This window comes from Kocuria sp. MNB10 (assembly GCF_054073685.1).
The window spans coordinates 2143916-2156750 of record NZ_CM133411.1 but is presented as its reverse complement, the minus strand read 5'-3'; the positions used below and the strand labels follow the sequence as shown (position 1 = coordinate 2156750).

Below are 12835 nucleotides of genomic sequence, written 5' to 3'. Positions count from 1 at the left end.
CTCCTCGGGATCTGTGGCGGGCGAGTGCTCAAAAAGTGGCGGAGGCGGACGGGAATCGAACCCGCCAGACCGAGCTGCTCGGTCTCACCGGTTTTGAAGACCGGGGCGCCCACCAGGACACGTACGCCTCCGGGAGCGAATGTATCACCGCACTCGGACGCCCTCGGTCGTCATAACTCAGTAGCCTGTCCGTCCCCACTCCTAGACTGGACGCATGACTCCCGAAGCCGCCCGCCCGTCCACGACCTCGCACCCGTCCGGGACCGGGATCGGCCGTCTCACGAGCTACGCCCACGGCGGTGGCTGCGCCTGCAAGATCCCGCCGGGCGAGCTCGAGGACGCCGTCAAGGGACTCACGGGTCAGGACTCCCCGGACGTCCTCGTGGGCCTGGACGACGGCGACGACGCCGCGGCCGTCCTCGTGCGCCCCGACCTCGCGGTGCTCTCGACCGCCGACTTCTTCACCCCCGTGGTGGACGACGCCCGCGACTGGGGCCGGATCGCCGCGGCGAACGCACTGTCCGACATCTACGCGATGGGCGGCGCCCCCGTGGTCGCGATCAACCTCGTGGGCTGGCCCCGTGAACTGCTGCCCATGAGCCTCATGTCCGAGGTGCTGCAGGGCGGCCTGGACGTGGCCGCGCTCGCGGGCTGCCCCGTGATCGGTGGGCACTCGATCGACTCCCCCGAACCCACGTACGGCATGGCGGTCACCGGTACCGCAGATCCCGAACGCCTCATGCGCAACGACGCCGCCCGGCCTGGTCTGCCCATCACCCTGACCAAGCCGATCGGGGTGGGACTACTCAATAACCGGCACAAGACCACGGGCGAGGTGTTCCCCGCCGCGATCGAGACCATGACCGCGCTCAATAAGGATGCGTCTCGCTCAGCCCTTGCGGCCGGGGTGCGTGCGGCCACGGACGTGACCGGTTTCGGTCTGCTGGGCCACCTGTACAAGATGTGCCGGGCCTCCGGGGTGGCCGCCACGCTCGACGCCTCCGCGGTTCCGCTCGTCGACGGCGCCGCGGACGCCCTGCGGGACGGTTTCGTCTCGGGTGGTACCCGCCGCAACCTGGACTGGGTGCGCCCGTTCCTGTCCGCGGGATCGGGAATCACGGAGGACCAGCTGCTCCTGCTCGCGGATGCCCAGACCTCGGGCGGACTGCTCGTGGTCGGGGAGGTCCCCGGCTATCCCGTGATCGGGGAGACCACCGAGGTTCCCGCCGACGGCGACGCGCTCATCACCGTGCGCTGAGCGCGTCGTTCAACTCAACCCATTGCGCGAACCGTTCATCCGACCGGTTGCGAGACGGCCTGCGCGGTCGTCCCGGGCATGTGTTCGCACGTGAGCGGGGCAGCCCCCCGCCACGGCAGACTCAACCGGCGGTCGTGATCGAATCGTCGATGATCCCGGCGGCGCGGCGCTTCTCGAGCCGGTTGCGCTGCGGGATCACGGTGTACCGGGGGTCCTTCACGGATTCCTTGCCGGCCCAGAACACACCCCAGCGTGTGAGCGCGGAGGACGTCATGAGGGCGAGTCCCGAGGCTGCGGCGACCCAACGGCGTCGTCCGCCGAGCAGAGCGCCCGCGCCACCGATGACCGAGAGTCGTTCGCTCCAGGTGAGCCACGCACCGGGCTTGCCCTGTTCGAGCGGTTCCACGGAGACGGGGTCCATCGAGCCCTTCATGACGTGCATGGCCGCGAGCTCCCCCGCGACCCCGGCCACCGCGAAGAACCGCGCGGGACCGGTCTCCGCCACGGGCGTGGTCACGAGCGCAAAGCCCCCGGACGCCAAGGACGCCGAGCTGACGAACACGAACGGCAGGTGCGCGTGCATCTCGTGCCATGTGGGCACTGCGGTGTCCCCGAGCAGCACGGCGGTGTAGGCCGCGAGCGGCGCTCCGAGAACGCCGGAGGCCACGCTCGTGGGCAGCTCGAGCGCGTGCAGCACCGGGCGCAGGGGGCCGAGCGGGAGGCGTTCATCCGTCATCCGGTCCACCTCGATCGCGGCGGCCACGCCCGCGTTGGTCGCGAAACCCGCAAGCAACCACGAACCCAGGCTCATGGGCGAGGTGGGCTTGACCGTGCGCATCATGTGCAGGAACCGTTCGGGGCGCCCGAGGTCCGCGACGAGCGCCACGGTCCCGAGGCTCGCCGCTCCCAGCGCACCCAGGCGACCGTTACGACGCAGTGCGGGCCGGTCCGTGAGGTAGCCGCCCAGGGACAGCAGCGCGGAACCACCCGCGAGACCGCCCAGGAAGAGGTAGGACGCGATCTTGGAGTCCCACGGCGGGGCCTTGACGATCGGGCGGCCGTAGTAGGACGTGAACTCGGGCTCCGGCACCACGGGCACTTCGCGGGAACCGTCACCGCCACCGCGGCGGAAGGCTCCCCCGCCCGGGGTGCGGTTCTTGCGGCGTCGTTTGCCGCGCGGCTCCTGCGGCGGACGGTAGGCGTCGTACGGGGAAATGCTCATGAGCGATCACCCGCCGTGAACGCGACCGCGCCGAGCGCCAGCATGCCCACCACGGCCATGCCCGCGCGCTTGAACATGCGCGGCAGGTCAGCCGTGGGGACGCGGGGATCCGGCGGCAGGCCGTACACCTCGGGCTCGTCGAGCAGCAGGAAGATGGACCCGGTTCCGCCCACGCCGTCCTTGGGGTTGGCGCCGTAGAGCCGCGCCTCGGTCTTGCCCTGCTCGTGCAACTGGGCGACCCGCTTCTGGGCCGACTCGAGCATGGTCTCGCGCTCGCCGTACTTGATGGAGGTGGTGGGGCACGCCTGCGCGCACGCCGGGGTCTGGTCGTCCTTCATTCGGTCGTAGCACAGCGTGCACTTCTGGGCGATCCCGTCCTGGGGGACCTTCACGGTGTCCGGCATGGGTGCCGCACCGCGCTGGGTCTTGGGCTCCACGAGACCGTCGTCGCGGCGCTCGATCACGCCGAACGGACAGCCGGCCACGCACGTACCGCAGCCGTTGCAGATGTCCTCCTGGACCACCACGGTGCCGTACTCGGTGCGCAACAACGCGCCCGTGGGGCACACGTCCAAACACCCGGCGTGGGTGCAGTGCTTGCACACGTCCGAGGACATGAGCCACCGGAAGTCCGGGGTGTCCAGGACCGGGGAGTCGCCGTCCTGCGCGGTGGATGCGCCGCCGGTCGTGGCCGCGCTCCCGCACCCCCCTCCCCCGGACGAGCACCCGCAGCCACCGGACGCGGGTTCAGCCGACGACGACGCCGCGGGCGGACCCACGCGGGGCATCCCCAGGTCCACGAGCGCCCGCCCGGATTCCCGGGCCTGCTCGATGCGGTCCCGCGACTGCTCGATGAATGCCACGTGCCGCCACGTGTCCGCGCCCAGGCCGCCCGTGTTGTCGTACGAGGAACCCAGCAGCTCGTAGTCGGAGTCCGCGGGGTTGCGGTTCCACTCCTTGCACGCGACCTCGCACGCCTTGCACCCGATGCAGATGGAGGTGTCCGTGAAGAACCCGCGGCGCTCGTGCGGATGATCCCAGTGGGAGTCGTCCGCGAACCTGTCAGTGGGTGTCATCCGATCCGTGCTCACTCGTCCTCTTCCCGTTCCCGCACCGCGGTGCCGGAGCCGTACGCCGTGGAACGCCCCGCGGACTGGCCCTCGCCGTGGGGACGCTTCGGATCCTCGTTCAGTTCCCGCTGCGGATCGGTGATCCGCTCGTTGCCGGTCCGGACGGTGAGCCCGGCCCGCTCCTGGTACTCCTCGATGAGCGCGATGCGTTCGGCACCGCGCGGCCGGCGGCCGGGGCGGATGTCGCACGAACCTGTCTTGAAGTTCTGGATCTGGACGTTCGGGTCCAGGGTGATCCCCAACAGGTCGTTGGCGGCGTCACCGCTGACCACGGCGTCCTTGCCCACGGCCCAGTGATAGGGCAGCCCGATCTGGTGCACGGTCTGCCCGCCCACCCGCAGCGGCGTCATCCGGTCGGTCACCAGGACCTTGACCTCGATGGCCGAGCGCGGCGAGATGATCGTGGCCCATCCAAAGGGCTCCAACCCTTGCTGTTCGGCGAGCTCCGGGGAGATCTCGCAGAACGCCTCGGGCTGCAGTTCGGACAGGTACGGCAACCAGCGGCTCATGCCACCGGCGGTGTGGTGCTCGGTCAGCCGGTACGTGGTGAACACGTACGGGTAGACCTCGCTGCCGGGCGCGCCCGCACTCGGTGCGGAGAGGTTGTCCTTGCGGGGGAACATCACGCGGGCCGGGTTCTGCTGCTGCGAGTACAGCGCATTGGCCACCGGCGACTCCTGGGGCTCGTAGTGGGTGGGCATGGGCCCGTCCACGAGACCCTTGGGGGCGTACAGCCACCCCTTGCCGTCCGCCTGCATGATGAACGGGTCGTCGCCGTGCAGCGAGGCCGCGCCACCGAGCTCCGGGTCAGGCCGCGCGCCGGGATCCTTGTCCACCGGGAAGTCGGGCACGTCCTTGCCGGTCCAGCGCCCGGACTCCTCGTCCCACCACACGAGCTTCTTCCGCTCGCTCCACGGCTTGCCCTGGGGGTCCGCCGAGGCGCGGTTGTAGAGGATCCGTCGGTTCGCGGGCCAGGCCCACGCCCACTTGGAGGCGATCTCGTCCTGCTCGCGCCCGGGAACCCGGTCCGCGGCGTGGTTCACGCCGTCCGCGTAGATCCCGGTGTAGATCCAGCACCCGCCGGACGTGCTGCCGTCCGCCTTCATCTGGGTGTAGGAGGACAGCGGCTTGCCCGCATCGGGGCCGGTCTCGAACCGGCCGTTGATCTCCGCGAGCACGCTCTCGGGATCCGGCTCACCTTCCTCGGTCAGCGGGTAGTCCCACGTGAGGTCCAGCAGGGGCCGGTCCCGGGGATCCGTGGACTCCGCCAACCGGGTGCGCAGTCGCCGGCCCAGGTCGTAGAAGAAGTCCAGCTCGCTCTGCGCGTCACCCGGCGGGGAGACCGCCTGGTGGCGCCATTGCACGAGACGCTGGGTCTGTGTGAACGATCCCGACTTCTCCACGTGGGTGGCCGCGGGCATGAAGAACACCTCGGTCTGGATGTCCTCCGTCTTCAGCTCGCCGGACTCGATCTCGGGTCCGTCCTTCCACCACGTGGCGGATTCGATCATGTTCAGATCGCGCACCACGAGCCACTTGAGGTGGGACATGGCGGTGCGCTGCATGCGGCCGTTGGACGATCCCACCGCGGGGTTCTGCCCCAGCAGGAAGTACCCGTCCACCTTGTCCTCGAGCATGGCCATGAGGGTCTGGTACGTCCCGTGCGGACCGTTGATCCGCGGCATGTAGTGGTACGCCCAGTCGTTGTCGTCGCGCGCGGCGTCCCCCCACCATGCCTTGAGCAGGTTCACGGTGTAGGCGTCCGCGTCAGCCCAGTAGCCTTTCTGCGTCTTGGACCCGATCGTGCCCAGGTACTCGGTGAGCGAATCGGACTCGACCGAGGGCATGGGCAGGTAACCCGGCAGCAGGTTGAACAGCGTGGGGATGTCCGTGGAGCCTTGGATGGACGCGTGCCCGCGCAGTGCCATGACGCCCCCGCCGGGACGACCCACGTTGCCGAGCAGCAACTGCAGGATCGCGGCCGTGCGGATGAACTGCGCGCCCAGCGTGTGGTGGGTCCACCCCACGGCGTACGCGAAGCACGTGGTGCGCTCGCGTCCCGAGTTCTCGGTCACGGCACGGGCCAGGTACTCGAAGTCCGCGGCGGAGATGCCGCACACCTCCTCGACCTTCTCCGGCGTGTAGCGCGAGAAGTGGCGCTTCAGGATCTGGAAGACCGTGCGGGGGTCCTGCAGGGTCTCGTCGCAGCGCGGTCCGGACGCACCCGTGGGCGCGCCGCCGCTGCCGAACTTGTCGCCGCCGGCTTCCTCGCGTTCCTCGTCGCCCTGTTCGTGCTTGTCGGTGCCGTCACCGGCGTCGTCGTCCTCGTCGTCGTAGGCCCACGACGAGAGGTCGTACGCGCCCTTCTCGACGTCGTAGCCCGAGAAGATCCCGCCGAGGTCCTCGGTGTCCTCGAAGTCCTCGTTGATGATCGTGGCGGCGTTCGTGTAGGACACCACGTAGTCGTGGAACCACAGGTCGTGCGTGAGAACGTAGTTGATCAGCGCACCGAGCAGGGCGATGTCCGAGCCCGCCCGGATGGGGACGTGCTTGTCCGCGACCGCAGAGGTGCGCGTGAAACGCGGATCCACGTGGATGATCTTGGCGCCGCGCGCCTTCGCCTCGGAGACCCACTGGAATCCCACGGGGTGGCACTCGGCCATGTTGGATCCCTGGATCACGATGCAGTCGGCGTTCGCCATGTCCTGCAGCGACTGGGTGGCGCCGCCGCGGCCGTACGAGGTTCCCAGACTGGGAACCGTGGCGGAGTGTCAAATCCTGGCTTGGTTCTCGATCTGTACGGCACCCGCTGCGGTGAACAGCTTCTTGATCAGGTAGTTCTCTTCGTTGTCCAGCGTGGCCCCGCCCAGGGACGCGATGCCCATGGTGCGGCGCAGCGGACGGCCCTGCTCGTCGGTGTCCTGCCAACCGCGGCGTCGGGCTTCCAGGAAACGATCGGCGATCATGTCGATCGCGGTATCCCGGTCCAGGGGCTGCCACTCGGCGGCACCCGGGGCGCGGTAGAGCACCTGGGTCTGACGGCCCGGGGAGTTCACGAGCTGCTCGCTCGCCGACCCCTTGGGGCACAACCGACCGCGGGAGATCGGGGAATCCGGATCACCCTCGATCTGGACCACGCGCTCGTCCTTGACGTAGACCTTCTGGCCACACCCCACCGCGCAGTACGGGCACACGCTCTGCACCACGCGGTCCGCGCTGCTGGTGCGCGGCGTGATCTCACGCGTGCGCTGTGATTGCACCGCGGAACTGCGGCCGGTGTGATCCCCGGTCCGGAGCTGGCGGATGACCGGCCACTCGAGCGGGCTGAATCGGGACATACCTCAAGAATAGACCGTTTACCGCGCGCGTCCAGGTGTCAGGTGTGTCGCGACGGCGACGACCCGCGCGGCCCTCGCGGCGGCATCGGTCCGGGTCACGCCGGGATTCGGCCCGCACGGCGACGACCCGCGACGACCGGGGGCCACACGGGCCACCCGGACGCCACGGGTCGTCGGTGGTCTGCGACGGCGTGTCGCGTCAGCGCTCGTCCATGGGGTCCACGGTCTGGTCCGCGCCGTCCCGCAACGAGCGGTTGACCTCGCGGTCGGCCTGCGGGTCCTGCACGAGGGCCTCGACCTCCGGGTCCTGGGTCTCGGAGGTGGTATCGAGCTCGGGGATCGTCTCCTCCTGCGCCACCTGCTCCACGTCGGCTTCCTCGGGGTGGGTCAGGGGATCCTCGTCGGCACCCCATTGGGCGTCGTCCTCCTCCCACGCGGAGTCCTCGTCACCGGTGGTGCCGATCAGTTCGTCCTCGCGGAACGTGTCGTCCGAGGCCTCAGGGTTGTCGAGCGGGTTGGGGTCCGGGATGGGCTGCGTCATGGGTTACTCCTTGCCAGGTTCTCGACGAGCGCGCTGTCACGCGCACGGTCAGACTACGGTGCCGCGGCCACGCGCCTCCACCGGAGCCCCGGCCGCTTCACGCGCAGCGGACCGCTCCGGGGCGGCTCACACGAGCGGCCACGGGTAGCGCATGCCGGAGGGGTCCTCCGGGAGCCTGCCCAGCAGCGCGAGGGCACGGGCACGACGACGCAGGGCACGCGTCTCCTCGGTCGTCAGCAGCTCGGTCACCTCCGGCGGTGCGCCGTTCTCGGCGAGCGCCGCAATGTCCGCCACGAGGTCCAGGGGCAAGAGGTCGCGCGCGAATTCCCAGATCACGGTGCGCAGTTTGAACGCCGCGGCGAAGCACAGGCCGTGGTCGATCCCCCAGATCCGCCCGTCCCAGCCGCGCAGGACGTGGCCGGATTTGCGGTCTGTGTTGTTGGTCAGCACGTCGAAGGCGGCCATGGCGCGCAGCACCGGGTGGGTGTCCGGGTGGTCCTCCACAATCGTGAAGTAGTGCTCCCGGGGGTCCGCGGCCACGAACAACTGCAGCGATCCCGTCCCGAACGGGGCGTCGTCCCGGATCACGGTGAGCGGGACGATCCCCCAGCCGAGCGCCTCGCTGAGCAGGTACGCGGCGCGCTCCCGGCGGTACAGACCCGGCGGGAAGTCGTGCAGGGGCCGCTCCCCGAGCTCGGGTTTGTAGATGGCCCAGCATGCCGTGTCCGAGTCCGGCGGACCGAACGACCTCGCTGCGGGAGCTGCATTGTCTGGGTCGGGTGCCGCGACGGGTGAGTCGGCCGGAGCGGCGTCGTCGCCGATCGCGGGAAACAAGCAGGCCTCGGCGGCTTCAGGGCCGGGGACCTCGCCGGCACGAGCGTCGCCGTCGGTGCCGGTGACCGATTGCGACGCCAGCGCGCGCACCTCCACGAGGAACGTCTCATTGCTGCTGCGCGCGAGCTGCCCGAGCAGTGTGATCTCCCCCGTGCGCAGCAGCTCGTCCGCTCGTTCGGCCCTCACGACGCCGCTCTCACGACGACGCCGTCCCGCCGCCCCCGCGCCCGCTCCGGGTCGCGCCGGACCGGCCCGTCACGACGCCACCAGCTCCCGCAAGGAATCCCGCGTGGAGTTGACCGTGAGCACCACGGGATTCGTGTCGTCGCCGGAGGGCTCATCCGCACCGTCGGGCGCCGCGGGATAGGACAGCACCGAGATCGAGCACGGCCCCACGCTGAGCCGCTGGAAGTTGTCCAGGGGCGTGCCCATCGCGTGGGCCAGCAACCCGCGAATGGGGTCCGCGTGGGAGAAGCACACCACGGTCCCACCGGGGTGGAACGTGCACAGGCGCTGCACGGCATCGACCATGCGCTGCTGCATCTCGGGGAAGCTCTCCCCGTCCGGGAACCGGAACGCGGAGGGGTTGTGCTGCACGGTGCGCCACTCGGGCAACCGGTTGAGGTCGTTGAGCGCGCGCCCCGTCCATTGCCCCACGTCGAGCTCCAGGAGCGCGGGGTCCTCGCGGACGGGCAGACCCAGCAGCTCGGCACTCGGCTGGGCGGTCTCCCGCGCGCGTTCGAGCGGCGAGCTGTACAGCGCGCTCACGGGCAGTTCCGCAATCCGCTCGGCCGCGGCGCGCGCCTGCTCCCACCCCTGCTCGGACAGGTGCAGTGCCGGGGAACGCCCCGGCAATAGCTCACCCGTCGTGGGGGTGCGGCCGTGACGCACGAGCAGGACGGTGGTCGATCCGCGGGAGTCGCTCATGCTTCGTCAGCCTAGAACGCACCCGCCCCCGCGTCACGGGCCCCGCCCCGCACGGCTCCCCGCCCGTCACACGGCGTCACCGAACCGCCCCGGGGGCTCGACGCCGCCGCCTGCCGGGCGTAGCGTGACGCGCGTGAACGCCCAACCTGACATCCGCACCCTGGGTGACCTGCGCGCGTCGGGTCATGAGCTGAAATCCCTGCGCCGGGAGATCCGCGACAACTTGCTCGCGGCGCTCGCCGCGGGGGAGAACCCGTGGCAGGGACTGCACGGCTTCGAGCGCACCGTGATCCCCCAGTTCGAGCGCGCGCTGATCGCGGGGCACGACGTCGCGCTGCTGGGTGAACGCGGCCAGGGCAAGACCCGCTTGCTGCGCACCCTGCCACGGCTGTTGGACGAGTGGACGCCCGTGATCGCGGGCTCCGAACTCAACGAACACCCCTACGAGCCGCTCACCGCCGAGTCCACCGCGCGGATCGCCGCGGAGGGTGACGACCTACCGATCACGTGGCGCCATCGCGACGAGCGTTACGTGGAGAAGCTGTCCACCCCGGACACGTCCGTCGCGGACCTGATCGGGGACGTGGACCCCATGCGGGTCGCGGAGGGGCGGCGGCTCGGAGACCCCGAGACCATCCACTACGGGCTGATCCCGCGCGCGAACCGCGGGATCGTGGCGCTCAACGAACTACCTGACCTGGCCGAGCGCATCCAGGTGGCCCTGCTCAACGTCATGGAGGAGCGGGACATCCAGATCCGCGGCTACGTGCTGCGCTTGCCGCTGGACGTCATGGTCGTGGCCTCCGCCAACCCGGAGGACTACACCAACCGCGGCCGGATCATCACCCCGCTCAAGGACCGCTTCGGGGCGGAGATCCGCACCCACTACCCGCTCGAACTCGAGGACGAGATGGCCGTGATCCGCCAGGAGGCCGAACTCACCGCCGAGGTCCCCGACATCATCCTGGAGATCCTGGCCCGGTTCACACGACAACTGCGTGAATCCAGCGCGGTGAACCAGTCCTCGGGTGTCTCCGCGCGCTTCGCGATCGCGGGAGCTGAAACCGTGGCGGCCGCCGCCCGGCACCGCGCCACGGTGCGCCCCGGTGACCCCGCCGTGGCCCGGCTGGTGGACGTGGACACCGCGGTGGCCGTACTCGGCGGGAAGGTCGAGTTCGAATCCGGTGAAGAAGGCCGCGAGGACGACATCCTGGAGCACTTGTTGCGTACCGCGACCGCCCAGACCGTGCGGGAACACTTCCGCGGCCTGGATCTCTCTCCCCTGGTCGCCGCGTTCGACGGTCAGCGCACCATCACGACCGGCGAACGCGTCGGCGCCCAGGAGTTCCTCGACGCCCTGCCCGCCCTCGAGGACTCCGAGCTCTACGACCGGTTGGCCGAACGCGTGGGCGGTGAGGGGCCCGGGTACCGCGCGACCGCCGTCGAACTCGCCCTCGAGGGGCTGTTCCTGACCCGGAAGCTCTCCAAGGAGTCCGGCGACGGGGAAACCGTCTACGGATAGGCCTCCCATGCGCACACCCCGGCATTCTTCACGGTACGGTCGTTACTCCGGCGGCCCCGATCCCCTGGCCCCACCCGTGGACCTCGGGGAGGTCCTGGACGCCGTGACCGAGGACGTCATGGCCGGCTACTCCCCCGACCAGGCCCTGCGCGAATTCCTGCGCCGCGGCGGGCGCAACCAGCGCGGGCTGGACGATCTGGCGCGCCAGGTGCATCAGCGGCGTCGGGACCTGCTGAGCCGGCACCGCCTGGACGGCACGGTGCAGGAGGCCAAGAAACTGCTCGACCGCGCGCTGCGCGAGGAACGCGATCAGTTCCTGCGGGACGCGCGCATGGATCCCACGGACCGGCAGTTCCGGGAGATGCGCCTGGACGCCCTGCCGTCCTCCACCGCGGCGGCCGTGACGGAACTGTCCGACTACGACTGGCAGTCGGACGCCGCACGGCGCAACTACGAACAGATCAAGGACCTGCTGGGCCGCGAACTGCTCGAGCAGCGCTTCGCGGGGATGAAGAACGCGCTGCAGAACGCCACGGACGAGGACCGCGCCGCGGTCTCCCGCATGCTCGAGGACCTCAACGAGCTGCTCGAGAAGCACGCCCGCGGCGAGGACACGCCCGAGGACTTCGAGCGGTTCATGAACCGGCACGGGGACCAGTTCCCCGAGAACCCCCAGGACATCGACGAGCTTATCGACGCGCTGGCTCAGCGCTCCGCCGCCGCGCAGCGCATGATGCGGTCCATGACCCCGGAGCAGCGCGAGGAGCTCATGGCGCTGTCCGCGCAGGCGTTCGGCTCCCCCAAACTGATGTCTCAACTGGACCGCCTCGACGCCGCGCTGCAGGGCCTGCGTCCCGGGTTGGACTGGTCCGGCTCGGAGCAGTTCGAGGGCGATCAAGGCCTCGGTCTCGGGGACGGGACGGGTGTGCTGCAGGACCTCGCGGACCTGGACGCCCTGAGCGAGCAGCTGTCCCAGTCCTATGCGGGTTCCACGCTCTCGGACCTGGACGTGGCCGCGCTGGCCCGGCAACTGGGCGACGACGCCGCCGTCGCCGCGCGCACGCTCACCGAGCTCGAGCGCGCCATGCGGGACAGCGGCTACCTGCGCCGCGGCACGGACGGCGAATTGCGGTTGTCCCCGCGGGCCATGCGCAAGCTCGGCAAATCCCTGTTGCGCGACGCCGCCGGGAGACTCTCCGGTCGCAGTGGCCGCCGGGACACCCGGCTCGCCGGGGCCGCCGGTGAGCAGACCGGCTCGTCCCGCCCGTGGCAGTTCGGGGACGTGGAACCGTGGGACGTGACCCGCACGGTGACCAACGCGGTGACCCGCACGGCGGCGTCGGGCGCGGACCCGAGTGCGGGTCTGCGGATCGACGTCCAGGACATCGAGGTGCGCGAGACGGAGGCGCGCACGCAAGCGGCGGTGGCGCTGCTCGTGGACACGTCCTTCTCCATGGCGTTGAACGGGCGCTGGGTCCCCATGAAGCGCACGGCGATCGCCCTGCACCAATTGATCTCCACCCGCTTCCGGGGTGACGCACTCGAACTCATCACATTCGGCCGCTACGCCCAGACGATGGACATCGGGGAGCTCACCGCGCTGCCCGCGTGGCACGAACAGGGCACCAACCTGCATCACGGCCTGCTGCTGGCGCAGCGCTTCTTCCGCAAGCACCCCACCATGCACCCCGTGCTGCTCGTGGTCACGGACGGTGAGGCCACCGCCCACCTGGAACCCGGCGGCGAGGCATGGTTCATGTACCCGCCCGATCCCGAGACCCTGCGGCTCACCGTGGCGCAGCTGGATGCCGTGGCCCGGCGCGGCACCGAGATCACCCTGTTCCGGCTGGGGGACGACCCCGGACTCGTTCGCTTCATCGCGGCGCTCGCGCGCCGGGTGCGCGGTCGGGTGGTCGCCCCGGATCCCGAGGACCTCGACGCCGCGGTGCTGGGCGAATACATGCGTTCACGCTCCCGGAACGGCTCCTGGGGTGGGTCGGGTGACAGCTTCGCGGACGACGACGCGTGACGGTCTTCAGGACGAATGCCCTGGTCGCGGGCTG

9 protein-coding genes and 1 tRNA gene are annotated in these 12835 nt (G+C 70.3%); 3 read left to right on the top strand and 7 right to left on the bottom strand.

Annotated features, from left to right (window positions below; all coding sequences use genetic code 11):
- Nucleotides 1–36: 36 nt before the first annotated feature.
- Nucleotides 37–131, bottom strand: a tRNA-Sec gene (locus ACW9PK_RS09810).
- Nucleotides 132–214: 83 nt separating this feature from the next.
- Between ACW9PK_RS09810 and selD the strand changes: the two genes are divergently transcribed.
- Nucleotides 215–1258 (top strand): selenide, water dikinase SelD, encoded by a 1044-nt coding sequence (selD, locus tag ACW9PK_RS09805; RefSeq protein ID WP_167318267.1) that lies wholly within the window; start codon nt 215–217, stop codon nt 1256–1258.
- Between the two features lie 121 nt (nt 1259–1379).
- Here the strand turns inward: selD and nrfD are convergent, their stop codons facing one another.
- The 6 genes from nrfD to ACW9PK_RS09775 all read right to left on the bottom strand — a co-directional run bounded on the left by nrfD (nt 1380) and on the right by ACW9PK_RS09775 (nt 9250).
- Nucleotides 1380–2480, bottom strand: coding sequence for an NrfD/PsrC family molybdoenzyme membrane anchor subunit (nrfD, locus tag ACW9PK_RS09800; RefSeq protein WP_457015719.1), 1101 nt, complete (start codon nt 2478–2480; stop codon nt 1380–1382).
- Nucleotides 2477–3556, bottom strand: coding sequence for a 4Fe-4S dicluster domain-containing protein (locus ACW9PK_RS09795; protein WP_144997877.1), 1080 nt, complete (start codon nt 3554–3556; stop codon nt 2477–2479). The genes nrfD and ACW9PK_RS09795 overlap by 4 nt, the downstream gene beginning before the upstream one ends.
- Before the next feature lie 11 nt (nt 3557–3567).
- Nucleotides 3568–6948 (bottom strand): formate dehydrogenase, encoded by a 3381-nt coding sequence (gene fdh, locus ACW9PK_RS09790; protein WP_457015717.1) that lies wholly within the window; start codon nt 6946–6948, stop codon nt 3568–3570.
- Nucleotides 6949–7147: 199 nt separating this feature from the next.
- Complete coding sequence (locus ACW9PK_RS09785; protein ID WP_035965408.1) at nt 7148–7489, bottom strand: hypothetical protein; 342 nt, start codon at nt 7487–7489, stop codon at nt 7148–7150.
- Nucleotides 7490–7615: 126 nt separating this feature from the next.
- Nucleotides 7616–8509, bottom strand: a complete 894-nt coding sequence (locus ACW9PK_RS09780) for an SCO1664 family protein (RefSeq protein ID WP_240505696.1) — start codon at nt 8507–8509, stop codon at nt 7616–7618.
- Between the two features lie 69 nt (nt 8510–8578).
- Nucleotides 8579–9250 (bottom strand): histidine phosphatase family protein, encoded by a 672-nt coding sequence (locus tag ACW9PK_RS09775; protein WP_167318266.1) that lies wholly within the window; start codon nt 9248–9250, stop codon nt 8579–8581.
- A gap of 133 nt (nt 9251–9383) precedes the next feature.
- On the opposite strand from ACW9PK_RS09775, the gene ACW9PK_RS09770 reads away from it, so the two are divergent.
- Together ACW9PK_RS09770 and ACW9PK_RS09765 are read left to right on the top strand one after the other, a co-directional pair.
- The gene (locus ACW9PK_RS09770; RefSeq protein ID WP_368834935.1) at nt 9384–10772 is read left to right on the top strand and encodes a sigma 54-interacting transcriptional regulator; all 1389 of its coding nucleotides are present in this window, start codon (nt 9384–9386) and stop codon (nt 10770–10772) included.
- A 7-nt stretch (nt 10773–10779) separates the two neighbouring features.
- Nucleotides 10780–12801: a hypothetical protein gene (locus ACW9PK_RS09765; RefSeq protein ID WP_457015715.1), complete on the top strand. Its 2022-nt coding sequence runs from the start codon at nt 10780–10782 to the stop codon at nt 12799–12801.
- The last annotated feature ends 34 nt before the right edge of the window (nt 12802–12835 follow it).

What these genes read in the sequence shown, in the direction of transcription:
- selD (WP_167318267.1), top strand. Translation starts at nt 215, where the DNA reads ATGACTCCCGAAGCCGCCCGCCCGTCCACGACCTCGCACCCGTCCGGG.
- nrfD (WP_457015719.1), bottom strand. Translation starts at nt 2,480, where the DNA reads ATGAGCATTTCCCCGTACGACGCCTACCGTCCGCCGCAGGAGCCGCGC.
- ACW9PK_RS09795 (WP_144997877.1), bottom strand. Translation starts at nt 3,556, where the DNA reads ATGACACCCACTGACAGGTTCGCGGACGACTCCCACTGGGATCATCCG.
- ACW9PK_RS09785 (WP_035965408.1), bottom strand. Translation starts at nt 7,489, where the DNA reads ATGACGCAGCCCATCCCGGACCCCAACCCGCTCGACAACCCTGAGGCC.
- ACW9PK_RS09775 (WP_167318266.1), bottom strand. Translation starts at nt 9,250, where the DNA reads ATGAGCGACTCCCGCGGATCGACCACCGTCCTGCTCGTGCGTCACGGC.
- ACW9PK_RS09765 (WP_457015715.1), top strand. Translation starts at nt 10,780, where the DNA reads ATGCGCACACCCCGGCATTCTTCACGGTACGGTCGTTACTCCGGCGGC.